Consider the following 18,048-nt stretch of genomic DNA (forward strand, 5'->3'; position numbering starts at 1 on the left):
TCCCGCTCAGTGCCCGCCCGCCGCGTCGCTCCCCACGATGGAGCAGCACCCGCCACGTGAGGCCAGAGATGGCGGTCTGCGCTCCATTTGAGCGCCTTTAGTGGGCGCTGTTCGCCGCGTCACCAATCGCGAGCGCGCTTGAGACCCACAGGTCCGGCTCCCAGCCGCGCCGAGCTGCGCGTTCAATCGCCTCCGCGACGACAGCATTGAGCAGCGCCGCACCCACCACGGTCGATGTGGGCCCCAGGTGCGTCCCCGCCGCCTCGACCGGAACGGCTGCGTCGCCGGGCACGCCGTGATTGTCGAGGACGATGTCCGCGACCTCGTGGAGCTTGGCATGAGGGGTCGGCCGCGCGACAGGGGATGTCGCGTGTCCCACGGAGGTGATCGCGATGGTCGTGAGCCCGCGCTCGCGCGCTTCCTGCACCGCCTCGACTGAAACCGCGTTGCCGCCAGAGTTCGAGGCCACGATGAGCACGTCACCGGACTGAACTCCGTGGTCATCCAGGAGCTTCGCGGCCAGTCCCTCGATGCGCTCCAACTGCGTCGCAAGCGTGGGCGACCCGTGCAACATCAAGCCCTCGAAGAGCAGCGGCTTCACCTGCTTGAGTCCGCCTGCGCGGTAGAAGATTTCCTCCGCCAGCATGTGCGAGTGGCCGGATCCAAAGGCGTGAACCGTGCGACCGGCGATCAGGGCATCGGCGATGGCGGCGGCCGCGGCGGACAGCGAGGCGGACTCGGCCTCCGCGGCAGTGGCGAGCATCTGCTGGGCGGTCGCGAGGTAGCGCGCACCAGCGCCCTCGGGAGGTAGGGCATCAGACATGCGCCCCACTGTACTGGCCGCTTGGGCTGCCACATCTCTTGACGACCCACGCCCGGGAGGGTGAGGATCAAGCTCTACGCACAGACAGGACTCCGCCCATGACTGCCACATGGCTTCCAGTGGATTTCGCACACCCGTTGCGTGTCGACCTGTCGGATTCGGCGCACCTGCGCCCCATCAGCGCAGACGACGTCGATATCGATATGCCTGCGGTCATGGGCAATCAGGCCATGCTGTGGGCCAAGTACGGCGACGCGTGGGGCTGGCCTCCCACCACCATGACCGCTGACGAGGACCGTGAAGATCTTGGTCGGCACGCCCGCGAGATGGTCACGCACGAGTCATTCAACTACGCGATTCTGCCCAGCGACGAGAGCGCGCTTTACGGGTGTATCTACATCGACCCAGCCGAGGAATCCGCACACGCGCGCGGCCCTGCGGCGGAGGTGTCGTGGTGGACGACGGCCGATGCTCGGGATGGCCTGGCGAGCACCGTGCGTGCGTTTGTGCCGGCCTGGCTTGCGCAGGGCTGGCCGTTCGTGGACGTGCGCTATCCGTTTGGCGAGGTGGGCTGACTTCTAGGAGGCGTAGAGGTCAAGCACCTGGGCGCCCACGGTGGCGACGTCGAAGCGCTTGACGCGTTCGGCCTGGAGTTCGTGGAGTTCAGCCCGCAGGGCGTCGTCCTCGATCAGGCGAGTCAGCGCGGCGGCGAACTCGTCGGTGTGGGTGGCGTTGACCGAGACCTCGGGCCGCACGCCCAGGACCGTCAGGTAGCCGGGGTTCGCTCCCCCGAACACCACTCCAGCGCCGGAGGCCATGGCCTCGATGAGCACGATGCCAAAGCTCTCGCCCCCGGTCGCGGGGAAGACCGCGATGTCAGCGCTGGCGTAGTACGCGGCCTTATCCTCCTCGGCCACGAAGCCGTCAAAGTGCACCACGTCCTCAAGCCCCGCCTGGGTGACGGATGCTTGCAACTGCTCGAGCATCGGCCCTTTGCCACCAATACGCACCTCGATGCGCGAGCGCACCTCAGGCGACAACGCGGCCACGGCGTCAACCAGTTCAGCCGCGCCCTTGCGCTCCACGAGCCGGCCCAGGAAAGCCAGGCGCAGGCGGCCGTCGACGCGCGGCGCGCCCTCGGCGCCAGCGAAGATCGACGTGTCGATCGAGCATGGGATCACCGATGCATCGATTCCAAACGAGCGGTGCGCGAACTGCGCCGCCGGCTCCGACACCGCGCAGAACGCGTCGAACTTGCGCAGGTTGTTGCGCTGCAGCCAGCCCAGTGCGCGCGTGCCGTACTCGGACACGGCGCCGTCGGGAAGGATGTGGAACGTGCCGACGATGCGCACAGAGCGCCCCTGCACGGCCCGCGCCTCATCGACCACGCGCGAGGCAAACAGTGGCGAGTGCGGAATCTGCACGTGAATGACGTCGAAGCGCTGCTGGTCCAGAAAGACGCGCAACGCCGCCCGCGACGTGGGCGTCGGTACTCGCAGGTCGTTGCCGTTGAAGGTCACTCCCAGGTTGCGCGCGAGCGAGTGCACCCTCACATCCGTGCGCGTCGCCTCCGAGCACACGTAGTGGACCTCGTGCCCCTCGCGCTCGAGATACGCCCCCAGGGTCAGCGCGTACTGCTGCACTCCGTCGGGACGGTCAATCGAGTCGTCGAGGACAAAGGCGATCTTCACATCAGACTCCGGCGTACGAGTGCAGGCCCTGGAACACGATGTTGACCACCGTGAAGTTCATGATGAGCGCCACGAAGCCGATCAGCGATAGGTACGCGCTGCGGCGCCCGGCCCAGCCCTGGGTGGTTCGCGCGTGCAGGTATGCGGCGTAGATGACCCAGATGACGAAGGACCACACTTCCTTGGGGTCCCAGCCCCAGTAGCGGCCCCAGGCGTGCTCGGCCCAGACGGCGCCAGCCATAACGGTGAACGTCCACAGCACAAAGCCGACGGCGTTCAAGCGGAACGCGAGCGCCTCAAGCTTGGAAGCGGAAGGGGTCGCTTCGAGCCAGTTCCAGCGCTGCAGCCAGCCCGCGCCGGAGTCCCGGTAGTCGCGCAGGAGTTGCAACACGGTCGCGACGGCGCCCACGACGAACACTCCGGTCGCGATGATCGCGATCGAGACGTGGATGACGAGCCAGAAGCTCTGCAACGCGGGCTGCAGACCGGTCGACTGTGCGTACAGCACCGTCAGGCCCAGCCCCAGTGCGATGGTCGCGAAGCCGGTCACGCCCGGCGCGAGGTACGACACGTCGCGCTTGCGCTGCACAATCAGGAACACCACGACCGCGACCCAGGTGCCGGTGATCGTGTACTCGTACATGGTCGACCACGGCACGTGCCCGGACTCAAAGCCGCGTGCGACCACGCCAACACCCTGAAGGAGCGCACCCACGAGGGTCGTCGCCTTCGCGATGCCGTTGGCCTTGTCATTGACCTGGATGCGGGCCGATGCCGGGGTTGCCTGGGCAGCGCCAGTCTCGCCAACGCCAGAATCACCTGCTGCGACGGCGGCCAGCTTCTTGGCCGCCACCTTCGCGTCGGCGACGCGTGCGAGGTGAATCGACGAGGCGATCATCGCGATCGCATACAGCGCGGTGGCGCCCCACAGGGCGAACCAGCTGAGTTCCTGGGCGGTCATGAGTCCTCCGGGGATGGGTCGGCGGCGGGGCGTCCCGTGGCGGCGGCGAGTGCGCGTTCCACTTGGTGGCGCGCTGCCGTGTCGTGATCGGGCGCCCACATCGCAGCGGTGACCACTGTAGTCGGGACGGCGTCGGAGCCGGAAGTGGTGTCAGGTCCGGCGGGTGCGAGCGGCACGACCAGCCACACGCGGCGACGTTGCGCGAACAAGCTCATCGCCAAGCCGGTCAGCGCGCCGATGGACGCGGCCAGCAACCACGGCAGCGACGGGTCACGCCGCAGGTCAAATGCCGCGAAGCGTGGCATCGACTCCCACGTCACGGTGCCCAGGCCGTCGGGAAGCGTGACGGTCTCCCCGAGTTCCATGGCCACCAGGAGGGGGTTGCCGTCGTCGCCGCGCACGGGACTCAGTTGGGACTCGTCCAGTTGGTAGACGTTCTGCGGCACACCGTCGTCGAGACCTAGGTCGCCGGTGTAGGCCTGGAGGTAGATCTCCGGATTGGTGGGCGCGGGGTGCACGGAAATGGGGCCCGTTTCGGAAGCCACCGCGGTCGGCAGCAGCGTGGCCTTGAATCCCAGCTGCTCGCCATCGGTCACATCCGGGACCTTGATGACACCGGTCGAGGTGTAGACCTCGTCCTGCGGCAGGAACGGCACGTTGCCCTCGAACGCCACGTTGCCTTCGGAGTCAGTGACGGTGAAGCGCGGCGCGTAGCCGTTGCCCTGCAGGTAGATCTTGGCGCCGTCGACCTGGATGGGACGGTTCACCTGCGCTTCGACCTCACGCGGCTCTTGCCCGGGCTCGGTCAGCATTCCGTGCGCGGTGAACTCGAGCGGGTTGCCGTCGAGCCCGAACTGCGCGTCGAACTGATCGAGCGACAGGATCCACGGGTCAAGGTCGTCTTGACTGAACAGGGCACCCGCTTCATACGAGTCGTAGGCGACAACCGCGTTCGTGAACGAGTCCCCCTCGACGATGAGCGCTTGGCCGCGGTAGGTCAGCAGCGATCCTGCGGCGACGGCCAACAAGATCCCGACAAGCGATAAGTGGAACACCAGGTTGCCCAACTCACGCACGTGCCCCTTGTGGGCGGACATTGCGAGCTCTGCCCCAGCATCGGCCCGTTTGCTGTCCCGCTCGTCAATCCGGACGCGGTAGCCGGTGAACCAGCGCAGTGGCCCCGAGCCTTCCAGTTCGCGGCGGGCGGCCTCGAGTGCCTCGCGCGGGTCGCGGTCCGCGGCCTCGGTGACGGGCTCGTAGCGGTCCAGGCGGCTGGGCGCGGCGGAGACAGGCTCGCGCAGTTCGCGCCAGTAGACCATCACGCGCGGAATGATGCAGCCGATCAGCGAGGCGAAGAGCAATACGTAGATCGCGGTGAACCACGCCGACCCGAACACGTCGAGGAACCCGGTCGCATCCAGCAGCGGGCCCCAGAACGGGTTGGCGTCAATGAAGGCCTGGGTGTCCGACGGCGCCTGCGGCCACTGCGGCAGCATCGAGCCGGGAATGGCCGCGAGCGCGAGCAGAATCAGCAAGATCAGGGCCACGCGCATCGACGTGACCTGGCGCCACATCCACCGCAGCCAGCCTGTGAAGCCCAGCCGCGGGACGTCGCGGTAAGCGTAGTTATCGATCTTGACGCGCGCCATCACACTGCCACCCAGAACGAGTCGATCCAGCCTTGGAGCTCGCCGGTGAGCGCGCCCCACAGGCCGGTCACGAGCATGACGCCCAGGACAACGAGCATCGCGCCACCGAAGATCTGCAGGCCCCGGCGGTGCTTGCGCAGCCATGCCAGAACGCGGCCGGAACGCTCAAACCACAGCGCGAGCGCGAGGAACGGCAGGCCGAGTCCCAGGCAATACGCGACGGCCAAAAGCGCGCCACGTCCCACGGTTCCTTCGGTGAGGCCCAGGGTGATGACGGCGGACAGCGTAGGGCCGATGCAGGGGGTCCAGCCAAGCCCAAAGACAATCCCGAGCAGCGGCGCACCAGCCAGACCCGCCTTGGGGCTGACGTGGAAGCGGCGCTCGTTTTGCAGGAACGGCATGGCCCCCATGAAGGCCAGGCCCATCAGGATCACGACCACACCGAGCACGCGGGTAATGATGTCGAGTTGGGCCTCGAACGCGGCGCCGGCCGCGGAGACCACGATCGCCAGGGTGACGAAGACCGCCGAAAATCCCGCGATGAACAGCAGCACCCCCAGCACGAGGCGAGGTCGAGATTTCTTACCCCCAGCATCGGCCCCCGCCATTCCGGATACGTAGCCTAGGTAACCGGGCACCAGCGGCACCACGCACGGGGAGGCGAAACTCACCAGTCCCGCAAGCATGGCGACGGGAATCGCGAGGAGCAGAGAGCCGGACAGCACGGTGTTCGCGAAGTCCGCTCCGATGGACTGGATCACTGAAGAGCCCCATCGACGAGCGAATCGAGCGTCGAAGGCTCGACGCGGCCAACCACGCGCGCGGCAACGCGCCCCTCGGTGTCGAGGATCAGCGTGGTCGGCACGGCGTTGATGGACACCAGGCCCTGCATCTGCGCGACAGCCTGGCCGTCGGAGTCGTCAATGCTGGGGTATTCGACGTTAAAGGTGCGATCGAAGGCCTCGGCGGTCGCGGCATCGTCCCGGCTGTTGACGCCCAAGAGCTGAACATCGTCGCGAGCGTCGAGTTCCACAAGGTCCGGTGCTTCCGCACGGCACGGGGGGCACGAGGCGTACCAGGTGTTCACGAGCACGGCCTGGCCCAGGTAGTCGGTGGTGTCGATCGCGTCACCGTTGTACGCGGTGCCGGTGAGGGCGAGGGGCTCGCCGCGCTCGTCGGCGGCCCACTCGGTCACGGTGCCGTCTCCCGACACGTAGCCGGGCGACTCCTCGATGTTGCCCGGTGCGCATGCTGCCAGCCACAAAACGGCGGCGATGATGATCGCCGCCAGGATGACGAGGCGTGCTTCACGTTTCACTTAGGGACCTCAATGTAAGCGGCGGGCTCGCGGTACGTCATCGATACCGGCTCCCCGTCCTCGATCACGAAGCTCGTAAGGCTCGCGAGTCCGCACTGGCGCGAGCGGGGGTCGTGAACCATTGAGCGGCCCTCGTACGAGCAGCGGGTCACCCAGATGGGCAGCTGGTGGCTCACCATGACACTGTCCGAGTCAGGGTTGGCGGCCGCAGCATCCTTGACCGCGGCCCACATGCGGGCGCGCTGCTCCTTGTAGGGCTCGCCCCACGACGGACCCCACGGGTTGCGGAGCTTCCACCAGTCGCGCGGGTGCATGAAGTCGCGCGCGCCCTTGGTGAGGACGCGGCCGGCGAAGTCGTTGCCCGCCTCGATGATGCGTTCCTCGGTCGCGATGTCGAGCTCGAAAGCGCTAGCAATGGGCGCTGCGGTCTCCTGCGCTCGCTGAAGCGGTGAGGCGATCACGCGGCCTACGGGGACGTCGCGGGCGACCAAATCATCGGCGACGGCCTGCGCCATGGCCTGGCCGGCATCGGACAGCCGGAACTGTGGCAGGCGGCCGTAGAGGATCTTGTCCGGGTTGTGGACGTGGCCGTGGCGAAGCAAGTGGACGACGGGCATGGCCTCTATTGTCACCCACGCGCGCGGAACTGAAGTCCTCAGTGGCCCACCGCGTCGCCGGCCCGATCGGTTTGACACACTCATGTGACGGAGGTGACAGACGCGGCGCATGTGACCGTCCCACTCATCACGTCAGCCCCAATGGTCACGTCTATGTGTCAAACCGACGTGAGCGCGAGCAGCGTGGTGGGTGAACTGAGTGCACTACCTACTCAAGGTGCGTCTCCACGACCGAGGACGCCTCGAGGGTCTTGTGGACCGGGCACTTATTCGCCACTCGCAGCAGATCTTGACGTTGCTCCTCCGTAAGATCGCCCTTCACCGTGACTGCACGCGTGAAACGGTCCACCTTGGCGCGTGAATCTGACGTCGCGTCGCTGTCCTGAGCGTGGACACGGTCGTGCGTCACAGTGACATGGACGTGGTCAAGCGGGTAGTTGCGCCGATTCGCGTACATGCGAATCGTCATGGAAGTACAGGCTCCGAGGCCAGCTGCGAGGAGGTCATACGGCGACGGGCCCGTGTTGTCCCCCGTCGGGACTGGCTCGTCCGCCGCCAACACATGCCCGGCCGCGAGGACGTCCTGACTGAAGTCGCCCACGCCGTTCTCTGCCACCACCACGGAACCTTCCACATGGCGTTCCGTCTCGAAGCCGGTCGTGTCCGCCGTCACGAGCGACCGCGCAGCCCATGCGCGAATCACGCGTGCCACGTACTCGCCGTCCTCGGGCCGGCTCAGGAAGTGATCCGCGCCATCGAGCGCGACAAAAGACTTGGGATGCCGGGCGGACTCAAAAATGACCCGCGCGTGGTCCACGCCGACGACGTTGTCCAGCGGTGCGTGAAGCACCAACAGCGGGGCGTTCAGATCGCCTATGGCAGTCGCGGCATCGTGAGCTCGCAGATCCTGTACAAAGTCATCGGTCACGCAAAAGGTGCGGCCGCCCAGGACTACCTCGTGAGAGCCACGCGCCTCAATCTCCGGCACAGCATCGGCAAACAGATGCTCCACGTGGGCCGGATCCGACGGCGCACCAATCGTCACGACGCCGGCGACAGCCTCAAGCCGATGAACGGCCGCCAACGCGGCAGCACCTCCCAGAGAGTGCCCAATGACGAGCAACGGCAGGTCGAAGCGCTCGGTCATGAACTCGGTCGCCTTCAGCAGGTCCGCCACGTTCGCCGAGTAGTGCGAATGCGCGAAATCCCCTCCAGAATCCCCCAGACCCGTGAAGTCAAAGCGCAGCACCGCGACGCCATCGGCCGCGAGCGCGCGCGAAACCCGCGTCGCGGCCTTCGAGTTCTTCGAACACGTGAAGCAGTGAGCGAAGACCGCCACCGCGTGCGGCGTGTGCGCGGGAAGCTCAAGACGCCCCGACAACGTCGCGCCCGTGGCGCCGTCAAACTGCACTGTCTCCGTGTTCATCGCATTCATCTCCCAAGAGTCGGGTCACGGCTTCGCAAGCCAGCATCGGTCCTGTTCACCCAGGATGCCACGACCGCCGGGACCAAATCCTGACCGCACGGTGTTACTTGTCACGACGGCACCGAAGCGGCGCCCTCAGATAGGAGAACCCCCGTGTTTCACGACCCGCAGCGACGTCAGGAGCTCTCCCACCTCACTGACCACCAGTACCTCGCGACACAAGAAGGCGGCACCGAGCCCGCGTTCGACAACGAGTACTGGGACAACGACGAGCCGGGAATCTACGTCGACGTCGTCTCCCACACGCCACTGTTCGCCTCCACCGACAAGTACGACTCCGGCACAGGCTGGCCGAGCTTCACGCGCCCCCTCAGCCGGGATGCCGTGCGGTTCAGCTTTGACACCTCGCATGGCATGACGCGCAGCGAAGTCGTCGCAACCGAGTCCGGCAGCCACCTCGGCCACGTGTTCGGTGACGGCCCCACAGAGGCAGGGGGCGAGCGCTACTGCATGAATTCAGCGTCACTGCTGTTCGTGTCGGCCGACAACCTCGACGCCTACGGACTCGCCGAGTACGCCTCGCTGTTCAGCGAAGACGACCTATAACCCGCCTGCCTAGAGAGCTGACGCGGGTGCACACCGGGCGCTAGGTGCGACCCTTTAGTGCCCGCGTCAGCCGGTCGGCACCGATGCGCCAGAAGCCGACAGTCTCGCCGTCCACGGTGACCACAGGAATCTGTTCGCCGTATTGGGAGGTGAGCGCGGCATCGGCCGAAATATCGACCTCTTCCCAGGTGGTGCGACGCTTGCCGCACACCGCTGCGATCGTCTCGCGAGCCTCGTCGCAGAGGTGGCATCCGGGACGTGAATACAAGATGACGCGGGCGGGCATGTGACCAGGGTACGTTCACGGCCGGTCGTGGCATCGCTAGAGTGGGACGGTGATGGCGAACCCCACCGATGACAGCCTCCGCGGCGCGGCGTTTTTTGACGTCGACAACACCGTGATTCGTGGCGCCTCGTCGTATCACATCGCCCGCGGCCTGCAGCGGCACGGATTCTTCAAGGCTCGTGACATTTTCCGCTTCGCGTGGGAGCAACTGAAGTACACGATGCTGGGCGAGAGCCGCGAGCAGATTGAGCAGATCCGCGAAGAGGGTCTGATGATGATCAAGGGCTGGTCCGTCGCGGAAATGATCGCAGTGGGCGAAGAGGTCTACGACGAGATCCTCGAGCTGCGCATCTTCCCTGGAACCCGCGCCCTGATCGACGGGCACCTCGCCGCGGGCCGTGAGGTGTGGTTCATCACCACCAGCCCGCAGGAGGTCGCGAGCATCATCGCGCAGCGCCTCGGCGTCACCGGCGCGATGGGATCGCAGGCCGAACACGTCGACGGCCTCTACACCGGCAAGCTCAAGGGTGAGATGGTTCACCGCGAGGCCAAGGCCAAGGTTGTCCGCCAACTCGCGGACGAGCGGGGGCTCGACCTCACCGCCAGCTACGCCTACGGCGACTCCATCAACGATGGGCCGATGCTCGAAGCCGTCGCACACCCCACCGCGATTAACCCGGACCACAAGCTCCGTCGGATGGCGAACGAGCGGGGCTGGGCTATCGAGGAGTTCCGCAAGCGCCGCAAGGACGGTCGGCGCGGTGTGGCGCGTGCGTCAGCGGCCGGTGCGGTGTGGGCTGCAGCGGCCGTGGGGCATGGCCTTAAAGTCGCTGGACGCAACACTATTGGCCGATTGATCGGCAAGCCAGCCGGAGACGACGAGCGCGCCCACAAGTTGTAGCTCGGCGGCTCCGCTCTCCCCTTTGCTACCTGGGGCAGCCCGTCCTGCGTGCAGGAAAGTGCTGATTTCGCGGAGTTTTTCAGCAGTTTCCTGCACCGAGGCGGCCGCCTAGTGCGCGGGCACGGTTGCGGTGCCCAAACATGACGAAGCCCGCGTCACCATTGGGGTGACACGGGCATCGTGTGCGTGGAGGCCGGGGCTAACCCGGCGGCCACTACTTCTTGTTGCGGCGCTGGTGGCGCGTCTTACGAAGAAGCTTGCGGTGCTGTGTTCGCAAGCGAGGGACAAGCGTCGGCAAGAGTGTAGGACCGGGGCTACCTGCGATTTTACCAAATCGTTATCTTTGCACGACGTTGCACCATTACGCATGGATTGAACCCCTGAATCGCATGTTGGCGTCACGGCCAAACGCGCCCAGAGACCTCCCGCGAAGACGATCGGCTCAACGCCATTGTGGTGCCCACGGCGGCTCGATAGGCCGCGAGAGAGGGAGCAAGCCTTGGGACAGAAGACGAAGAGTACATATCCGAAGAGCCGTCGGAAGTTCGGCTGTATCCGAAAATTGCCGTCGGGAAACTTCCGTGCTGACTATCTGGGACCGGACAGAGTTCGCCACGCGGCCCCCTTCACCTTCCAGGTGAAAAAGCACGCGAAGGGCTGGCTCAAGACTGAAAGAGTTCTGATCGAGAAGGGCAAGTGGACTTCACCCGCCGACCGCGCCAAGAAGGCCCAAGCGAAGAAAGCCCGCAAGGCGGCGCGCACCGGTCTCACCCTCGAGGAGTATGGGCGAGCGTGGATCGAGCAGCACGATCTGGCCGATTCGACGCGAAGCCTCTGGGAACGCCAACTTGAGACCTATCTGTACCCAAAGCTCGGCGCACTGCCGCTTCGAAAGGTAAAGACTCCGCAGATCGCCGAGTGGCACGCATGGGCCAAGCTAAATGTGCCGCGCCGCCCACGGGAGGGCGCGTACTGTGCTCTGCGACTGATCATGTCTGCCGCCGTATCCGAGGATCGAATCAAAAAGAACCCGTGCACCCTCAAGAAGGTCGTGCAGCGCAGGCCAGATCGAACGGGCGTAACCTTGACCCCAACCCAGGTCGAAGCAGTCGCGATCGCCATGGGGTCCACTGCAGACGCCAAAGCGATCCGTACGGATGTCCGTGAGGAAATCGCGTGCGTGCGCGCAGAGTTGGCAGGGAACTCCACACTGGACGACGTCACAAAGAGAAAGGAGCTCGCGAAGGCGCAGAAGGCGGCGAAACGGGCCGCTATGGTCAAACATGGCATCGACAAGCCCGAGTGGGTGGCACTCGTCGCGTTGGGCTGCTACAGCGCGCTCCGCACTGCCGAACTACAAGCGCTACGCCGTCGCCACGTGAGCACGGCGCACGGTGAGATTGACGTGGAGTTCGCGGCGCGATACCTGCGTCCGAGGAGGCCTGTTGCTGACGGCACGGGACAGGGCGCCGATTCCGACGGTCGCCGACCCGGCCGGTGGGTCGGCGAGGCGCCAGTGAAGGCAGAAGGCGAACGGCAGGTGCCAATCGTGCCTCACATGCTCGAACTGTTGCAGCACCACCTTGACCACTACGTCGACCCCGAGCCCGACGCTCTGCTGTTTCCTCCAACGAGTTGGACGTGCCTCACGTCCGAACAGAAGCTCAAAGCGACGCCCGCACAACGCAACCAGCGACTCGCATCAAGCACGATCTTCGACTATTGGAAGGCCGCCCTCGAGCGCGCTGGCGTGCCCGATGTCCACTTCCACGACCTACGGCACACAGGTGGCTCGCTGTACACCCAGGCTGGTGCCACCCTGAAGGAAGTCATGGAGTTCATGGGCCACCGAAGCCCCGAGACCGCATTGTCGTACCAGCACGGAAACCTCGACCGGCACCGCACAATCGCCGCTGAGGTGTCGCGCCGCGCGACTGACTCACTCAACCGCGCTGCGTAAAGGCCGACCTCTCGCCATAGGTCTCAATCGAGCGGCCCGCGGCGCCGAGCACCATCGCGGACTGCGCCACTTCAAGGTAGCCCCTACAGCGCAACCAGACGCCGCCAAGGGTCAAGACTGTGGCAGACGCACGGCCAGACGACACGCCTAACAGCGAAACTTTTTTGAGAATGAAGCCCCTGCTAAAGGTCATGTTACTGGAATTAATGTTGTAACGTATTCACACACTTTTCCAAAATGTGCAAAAATTGGGAGGATACTTGTCTACATGAACGCACGATCTATCCAAAGCGCCCCTTCGCTGCGCGAGCCTGTTGTCGAACCGCTGCTGACCATCTCGGACGTTTGCACTCGGACTCGCCTGAGCCGTCGTCGGGTGGACGCACTCGTCGCCGATGGCGTCCTCCCGGCCTACAAGATCAAGAAGGTTCGCGGCTTTCGCTTCTTCGCAGAAGACGTCGACGCACTCTTCGAGCGGGTTCGAGTTGCAGCGTGACTGTCGGTCTCGCCCCCCTTGGGCACCGCCCCGAGTCCGGCGGGGTGTACAAGACTTCCCTGCTTTGAGACTGTCGGAGATCTTCGATAGTGGTCAATAGGCGAAGCCGAGGATCCGGCCGGACCACCGCAGGACCCGCGACCAACGCAGTGCGGCGAGGCTTCAGTCCAGCCTATTGTCGCGAACTGCAGCCTCGAGCGCGTCGAGCAGCTGCCGAACGCGTTCCGTACGGGCAAGCATGGCACTTGAGTAATGGACTCCGTCGGAGGCGTCATCGTCAGACGAATCCACTTGGAGTACGGCTTGACGGAACACAGCGCGCTCGCCGATCTGTTTCGCGTGTTCCACCCACTCCGCGTCGTGCTCGTGTGCGACGCTAGCGGCATAGCCGACTAGCGAGCGAGTCAGGTCACCGGCCGCTCGGTCGAAGGAAAGCGCAATATTGAGTGCCGCGTTGACTTCGACCTCGCCTGCTTCTGGCTCGGCGACCCCGTCAAACAAGCCAAAGTACCCCCATGGCTCGCGATGCGCATCGAGTCGTTCGAGTGCGCGATCGACGGTATCGACTGCAGCAAGGATTGGTCGAGCTGTCGGTAGGTCACGGCGCTGCTCCCAAATCCCTAGGACCAAGCCTGCGACCTCGCGCTCGGCGTCGGCGCGTTGTTCGCCCGTCAGCTTTTCGAGTGAATCCAAGCGCTCTGCGATGTAGTGCGCCATCCACCGGCCAAGCGTGTCGGTGTCCTGGAGTTCAGCAGCCAGGCGAGTCCCGAGTTCGAGCACGGCCGCCAAAGTCTCTCCATCCGCCGTCGGGGTCATATGAGAAGACTCGGAACTGTTCTCCGCCGTCACTGCGCTCCTCCTTATCGTCGTTCGATCCGTACCGCCAACGCCGACGGTCGCGCCTCCGCTGCCGAGTCTCGACTATGAGTCGCATGTCGAGAGTCGAAAGCAGATCGTCAAGTGCGTCATTCCTAATGGAGACACGGCTACCGCACGTACCTTGGGGATTGGAGCCCGAAGTCATCGTCGACCAGGTCTCGACGCGCACCACGGGTTCGCCATCGCCTTCCCGGACCCAGATCGCCCCACCATCGACGGGGGCGAGCGACAAAGCCTCGATCACGAACGTAGCGGGAAACGGCGGCTCTCGCGTGAGGTGCTCCGCCAGACGATCATGCAGGTCAATGCCGCGAGCGACATAGCGCGACTCCAGCCAACCCTCGAGAACAAACGGTTCGGTTCGCACTTCAAATGTCTCGTCGCCAGCCCGAGGCAGACTGAACGAACCGTTTCCAGTTCCGAGCGCCCGCAGCAATGCACTGGCCGTCCGAGGCTCAACGAGCGCGCTAGAGATCAACGCATCAGACGACCGGTCAAAGCCATACGCATCCGCATCTAGGTCGACGCATGTCCAAGACGGAGCAGGCCACAGAGCGTGCAGGAGGTTATCTTCAACAATCTCGCTAGCCCACGCCCCCCTTTCGTCTGTAGGCAGAACACTCAGCAGGCTATCGGGGGGCGGCTGTCTGAAGTCCGAGATCCACCGCAGATCACCTCGTGCGAGATCAAAGTCAACCAGCCAGTCACTGACCCCCAAACGCCCCGTATCAGGGTCTCGATACGGGCGGGCGGTCCTCAGCAGGCGACCGGCAATCGTCAGAGTTGCATGACGTACGAGGTAGTAATCGAGGCTATCCCCCTTTGGTACCTCTGACTTGTAAGAGTGCGTCTCTCCATCGGCATACACGCCGGCCTCCCGCCGAGGATCGGACTCTAAGGCGGTTGATCCACGCCACCCCCAGTCTTCGAGGATCACGTCACTCACGGCGTCTATTACGACTTGGTGCGACACCTCAAAGGACATCGTTAGCGCTCCAACCATGAACTCATCCAAATCAGATGGAAGGTGAAACTCTGACTCGGGAGCACCATCCGTGAACGGCTTGGGAGGCACCGGGCGCTTCCACACGTCAAGATCGATGGGCCTCAGAGCAGCTTCCGGCCAAGCGGCGCCGCGTCCTCCACGAGACTGACTGATCTCCGCTGGATGAATCCGGTTGCAGTGAAGTTGTATGGCTACGTGGTCCGGATACTTCCGGCTCAGTCGATCCGCCAGTGAGATCAGTTGCGGATGCTCTTTACCCCCGTCCAGCACGAATCGCTCACTGGCGAGCAAGAGCCACTCCGCCGCATGCATCTCGTAGAAGGGAAAGCGGCCGTCTCCATACATGGGCGAAGGGCCCCGATCGGCGACATCACAGAGCGCATCAACAAGGTCGTTGATCTGCAGTTCTAGCGCGGCCCTCACCGCATGTGTAGCTAGCCAACGGATCTCCACTCGTGGTTCCGCGAGAGCGCACCACAAGAAGTTCGCGACCGCTGCAGACTCAGACAGCGGGTGCTGCTCTTGGGCCATGACCACATTCGGCTCGAGGTCCAAGTCTTGTTCGAAGCCTCGGAGCGCCGCAGATAGTACAACTGCCGCCTCCGCGGGCTCCAGACTCCGCGCAACCCCGGCTGCCAGTCCATAGCAGTGCTCCGCGCCGCGAAGGGCCTCTTCCACAACAAGGTGCTCAAGCGCCTTGAGTCGCACTTCTCGGACGCTGGTTCCCAGCACGTTGGCCGCGCGTTCGAGGTCAAAGTCCACCCAGTTATTCCCATGCAGGAGTTCGCCGGAGTAGTGCTCGACGTAGTCGCGCACCGCACTCTCCCGGGCGTCGACAAACGACTGCGTCTGGCCGTGCCAAGAGGCTATGACGTTGAGGAACTCGGACTTCTGTGCCGCACGAAACGTCTCGCACTCCGACACCCGCGTGACAATCCGTGCCCACTCAAACTCGGACCGGCCTCGCACAGCAGAAAGCAGTGGCGCCATGTCGTAGACCGAAGCTCGACGCAGGGCCTCGGCAGCGCAATCCATTCCTTCAGCAGTTGTCAGATCCAACTGTGCGAGAACTCTCTGACACTCCTGAAGCTCTGCTTCACGTTCCTCCGGACTGCTCGACCATCCAGCGGCGACTTCACGCCTTGACGTCCCGCCACGGACTGGCTCCGAGCGCAGTGGGCCGAGGACTGCCTCCGCAAAGTCGGAGTCGACGCGTCGGCCCAATCGGCGAGCCATGCCGCGCGCGACGGCGACGACTCGCTCCTCCAGCGGCGCGCGCGCCGCGAGTCGACGTAAGGCGGCGGAGATATCGATGCGGTCTGAGAACGGAGCTAACACGAGAGCTAATAGCGGTTGCCGATGCAGCATCCCGTGACTGTCGGCTAGCCCACCCAACTGCCACGCCAGATCACCGAAACGCCGTTCGCGCCACTGGGAGAGAATCGCGAGCACGTCATCTCCGACCAGTTGGTCGAGAGCGCGTGTGAATGACCGCTCGTCAAGCCCGTCGTATAGGCGAGGTGAGAGCGCCTCAGCAACGCGCGACGCGCGACGTGCTAGTTCAAGGTTGGCGCCGTGCTCCGGCTCCTTCGCGACGTCGGCGAGAGCGACGACGGCATCCCAGCGCGGCAGCGAATCGTCCCCGGCCCGCGACGCAACCCGGATTGCGGATTGAAAGTATGCGAGCGCCTCATCTTCACTGTACGCCCACAGGCCGCGGGCGATCCGGACAAGTGCGTCCGCGCGATCATCCGCCAAGTCACCCCCGGTTTCAATGGACTGTCGTGCTCGCTCGGCAAGGTTCAGCGCCACTTCCGTAAACCGAACATCGCCTCGCAGCGGCGGAATCAGCGCAACCGCAGCCGCCTGCGGCGAAGCCTGTGAGTCCGTGTCCGCGAACTGCTCGAAGGCGCGCCAAACATCTTCGTCGGAAGACGCGTGTGCTAGCTGACCTGCAACCTCACGAGCAACTCGCGTCGCGAGCGAGAACGGTTCGCGATAGTTCCGTGATGACGGGTTGGCACGCAAGAGATCAGCGCTCGCCTCGGCACTGCGCCCCACCGCCATGTCCGCCCAGCTAGCGAGCCAACGCACCGATGGCTGTAGGTAGCGGTCAAGTTCTTCATCGTTGGACCTCAGGCGGTCGCTCCGCTCGGGAGTCTCAAACGGGCGAAAGTGGGCGATATCAAGTTTATCGCCCACGAGCGCCGCACGAACCGCAATAACGAAGAGTATGCCCATACGACCTGTGCCGTGGCGGTCACCCAAGCCGAACGGGGCGCCGTCTGGATAGCAGCGCGAAAGCCTATCCGCGATGTCCTCGCTCGCGTCAAGGTCGTGTCGGGCCGCCATCGCCGCTAACCACGCCGCTCCACGCATTGCGATGTCTTCCGGTTCTCGGCTATGAAAATCACGCGAGAGAAGTGACACTCGCGCGTTACCGACGCTTGCCCATGCAGCTTCGGCAAGTTCTTTCGAAAGTGGAAGTCCTATCCGCTGGTACGCCGCTGAAAGCCCTAGCGTCACTGCTGGATGGCGCGACGGGGTGAACCACGATGCGACATGATCCTCCCGACAACGCGACAGGAGGTCTCGCGCGACGCGATACGCCACACGCATCACGAACTCTGAAGGCATCCACTTCGACAAATAGTCGGCGGCCGCAACGCTTCCCCGCGTGAAGACCAGGGCTTCGACGACATGTGCGACTTGCATCACGGTGACGCTCTCGCGGTCACGCAGATTGGAAGGCATCCGTGCCCAGCTCTCAATTGCCTGCGACGCGAGACGGACCCGACTTGTCGCAGAGGCGACTCGGTCGCGCTCAACCGCGAGCATCAACGCCTCGGATCCCAGGGCAGCTCCTGGCCATGGCGAAGGCAGAGCCCGGGAAGCGAGGAGCTCGGCAAGTACGCGTGGATCCAGAACTGCGCCTGCGAAGTCGGGGTGCTCGAGTAGGACGCGTAAGCGACGATCGGTCCCCGCACGGGTCGAGCCCGCACGCAGGGCCAACAGCACCACCGAAGCAGGACGGTGCAATGCAATTGAAGCTCGCAGGCCGAACTCCACTCGCAATTGCTCAATCTGCTTGCGCTGGACTTCATTATCGCCATCCGGCAGGGCTTCGTCACTTGTGGCCAAGCTGAGTAGCTCGTCATTGTGGCCGGCGCTCCACATGACTTCCGGCAGCGATGCAGCCGCGTAGCCGGACGATGGGCTCAGATCTCGGAGCGCAAGCAGTGCGGCCGATGCTGTCTCCTCTGACGCACTGTGGTGAGTACGGAAGAACGTCTCAGTGGGCTCATCAAGGAACTGCACGGAGTCCTCGACAACCAAAAGACCACGACCGAAGTCTGATACGAAACTGCGGACACCTGTCGGCGGCACACCGGCCAGCTTGCTCAGAATGGAAACGGGAATGCTCGGACG

16 protein-coding genes are annotated in these 18,048 nt (G+C 64.5%); 5 read left to right on the forward strand and 11 right to left on the reverse strand.

Going from position 1 to position 18,048, the window contains the following annotated elements:
* Positions 1–97 precede the first annotated feature (97 nt).
* Positions 98–823: a sugar isomerase domain-containing protein gene (locus AOP74_RS04115; protein ID WP_061961056.1), complete on the reverse strand. Its 726-nt coding sequence runs from the start codon at positions 821–823 to the stop codon at positions 98–100.
* Positions 824–921: 98 nt separating this feature from the next.
* Between AOP74_RS04115 and AOP74_RS04120 the strand changes: the two genes are divergently transcribed.
* Positions 922–1,398: a GNAT family N-acetyltransferase gene (locus AOP74_RS04120; protein ID WP_061961058.1), complete on the forward strand. Its 477-nt coding sequence runs from the start codon at positions 922–924 to the stop codon at positions 1,396–1,398.
* A 3-nt stretch (positions 1,399–1,401) separates the two neighbouring features.
* Here AOP74_RS04120 and AOP74_RS04125 read toward each other — a convergent pair whose 3' ends face one another.
* The 7 genes from AOP74_RS04125 to AOP74_RS04155 all read right to left on the reverse strand — a co-directional run bounded on the left by AOP74_RS04125 (position 1,402) and on the right by AOP74_RS04155 (position 8,485).
* Positions 1,402–2,514 carry a glycosyltransferase family 4 protein gene (locus tag AOP74_RS04125; RefSeq protein WP_061961060.1) on the reverse strand — a complete coding sequence of 371 codons (1,113 nt, stop codon included), beginning with the start codon at positions 2,512–2,514 and terminating at the stop codon, positions 1,402–1,404.
* A 1-nt stretch (position 2,515) separates the two neighbouring features.
* On the reverse strand, positions 2,516–3,475 hold the full coding sequence (gene ccsB, locus AOP74_RS04130) for a c-type cytochrome biogenesis protein CcsB (protein WP_061961062.1): 960 nt from the start codon (positions 3,473–3,475) through the stop codon (positions 2,516–2,518).
* Positions 3,472–5,124: a cytochrome c biogenesis protein ResB gene (gene resB, locus AOP74_RS04135; protein ID WP_061961064.1), complete on the reverse strand. Its 1,653-nt coding sequence runs from the start codon at positions 5,122–5,124 to the stop codon at positions 3,472–3,474. The genes ccsB and resB overlap by 4 nt, the downstream gene beginning before the upstream one ends.
* Positions 5,124–5,882, reverse strand: coding sequence for a cytochrome c biogenesis CcdA family protein (locus AOP74_RS04140; protein ID WP_236683781.1), 759 nt, complete (start codon positions 5,880–5,882; stop codon positions 5,124–5,126). Before AOP74_RS04140 ends, resB begins: the two co-directional genes overlap by 1 nt.
* Positions 5,882–6,442, reverse strand: coding sequence for a TlpA family protein disulfide reductase (locus AOP74_RS04145; protein WP_061961066.1), 561 nt, complete (start codon positions 6,440–6,442; stop codon positions 5,882–5,884). The genes AOP74_RS04140 and AOP74_RS04145 overlap by 1 nt, the downstream gene beginning before the upstream one ends.
* Entirely contained in the window at positions 6,439–7,059 is a 621-nt protein-coding gene (locus AOP74_RS04150) for a histidine phosphatase family protein (RefSeq protein ID WP_061961068.1), read from the reverse strand. The genes AOP74_RS04145 and AOP74_RS04150 overlap by 4 nt, the downstream gene beginning before the upstream one ends.
* 208 nt (positions 7,060–7,267) lie before the next feature.
* Positions 7,268–8,485: a bifunctional alpha/beta hydrolase/OsmC family protein gene (locus AOP74_RS04155; RefSeq protein WP_061961070.1), complete on the reverse strand. Its 1,218-nt coding sequence runs from the start codon at positions 8,483–8,485 to the stop codon at positions 7,268–7,270.
* A gap of 153 nt (positions 8,486–8,638) precedes the next feature.
* Between AOP74_RS04155 and msrB the strand changes: the two genes are divergently transcribed.
* On the forward strand, positions 8,639–9,091 hold the full coding sequence (gene msrB / locus AOP74_RS04160; RefSeq protein WP_061961071.1) for a peptide-methionine (R)-S-oxide reductase MsrB: 453 nt from the start codon (positions 8,639–8,641) through the stop codon (positions 9,089–9,091).
* A gap of 40 nt (positions 9,092–9,131) precedes the next feature.
* Here msrB and AOP74_RS04165 read toward each other — a convergent pair whose 3' ends face one another.
* Positions 9,132–9,377: a glutaredoxin family protein gene (locus tag AOP74_RS04165; RefSeq protein WP_061961073.1), complete on the reverse strand. Its 246-nt coding sequence runs from the start codon at positions 9,375–9,377 to the stop codon at positions 9,132–9,134.
* Positions 9,378–9,429: 52 nt separating this feature from the next.
* On the opposite strand from AOP74_RS04165, the gene AOP74_RS04170 reads away from it, so the two are divergent.
* From AOP74_RS04170 to AOP74_RS04185, 3 genes are all read left to right on the forward strand, one after another.
* Complete coding sequence (locus AOP74_RS04170) at positions 9,430–10,278, forward strand: HAD family hydrolase (RefSeq protein WP_061961075.1); 849 nt, start codon at positions 9,430–9,432, stop codon at positions 10,276–10,278.
* Positions 10,279–10,777: 499 nt separating this feature from the next.
* Positions 10,778–12,238 carry a tyrosine-type recombinase/integrase gene (locus AOP74_RS04175; protein WP_500778252.1) on the forward strand — a complete coding sequence of 487 codons (1,461 nt, stop codon included), beginning with the start codon at positions 10,778–10,780 and terminating at the stop codon, positions 12,236–12,238.
* 268 nt (positions 12,239–12,506) lie between these two features.
* Entirely contained in the window at positions 12,507–12,734 is a 228-nt protein-coding gene (locus AOP74_RS04185) for a helix-turn-helix domain-containing protein (protein WP_061961081.1), read from the forward strand.
* 162 nt (positions 12,735–12,896) lie between these two features.
* On the opposite strand, the gene AOP74_RS04190 is transcribed toward AOP74_RS04185, so the two are convergent.
* Both AOP74_RS04190 and AOP74_RS04195 read right to left on the reverse strand, forming a co-directional pair.
* Positions 12,897–13,550: a hypothetical protein gene (locus AOP74_RS04190; protein WP_152649155.1), complete on the reverse strand. Its 654-nt coding sequence runs from the start codon at positions 13,548–13,550 to the stop codon at positions 12,897–12,899.
* A complete protein-coding gene (locus tag AOP74_RS04195) occupies positions 13,483–18,006 on the reverse strand; it encodes an amino acid adenylation domain-containing protein (RefSeq protein WP_152649156.1) in 4,524 nt (1,507 codons plus the stop codon). The genes AOP74_RS04190 and AOP74_RS04195 overlap by 68 nt, the downstream gene beginning before the upstream one ends.
* Positions 18,007–18,048: the final 42 nt, after the last annotated feature.

The organism is Demequina flava (assembly GCF_000975035.1).
Classification (GTDB): domain Bacteria; phylum Actinomycetota; class Actinomycetes; order Actinomycetales; family Demequinaceae; genus Demequina; species Demequina flava.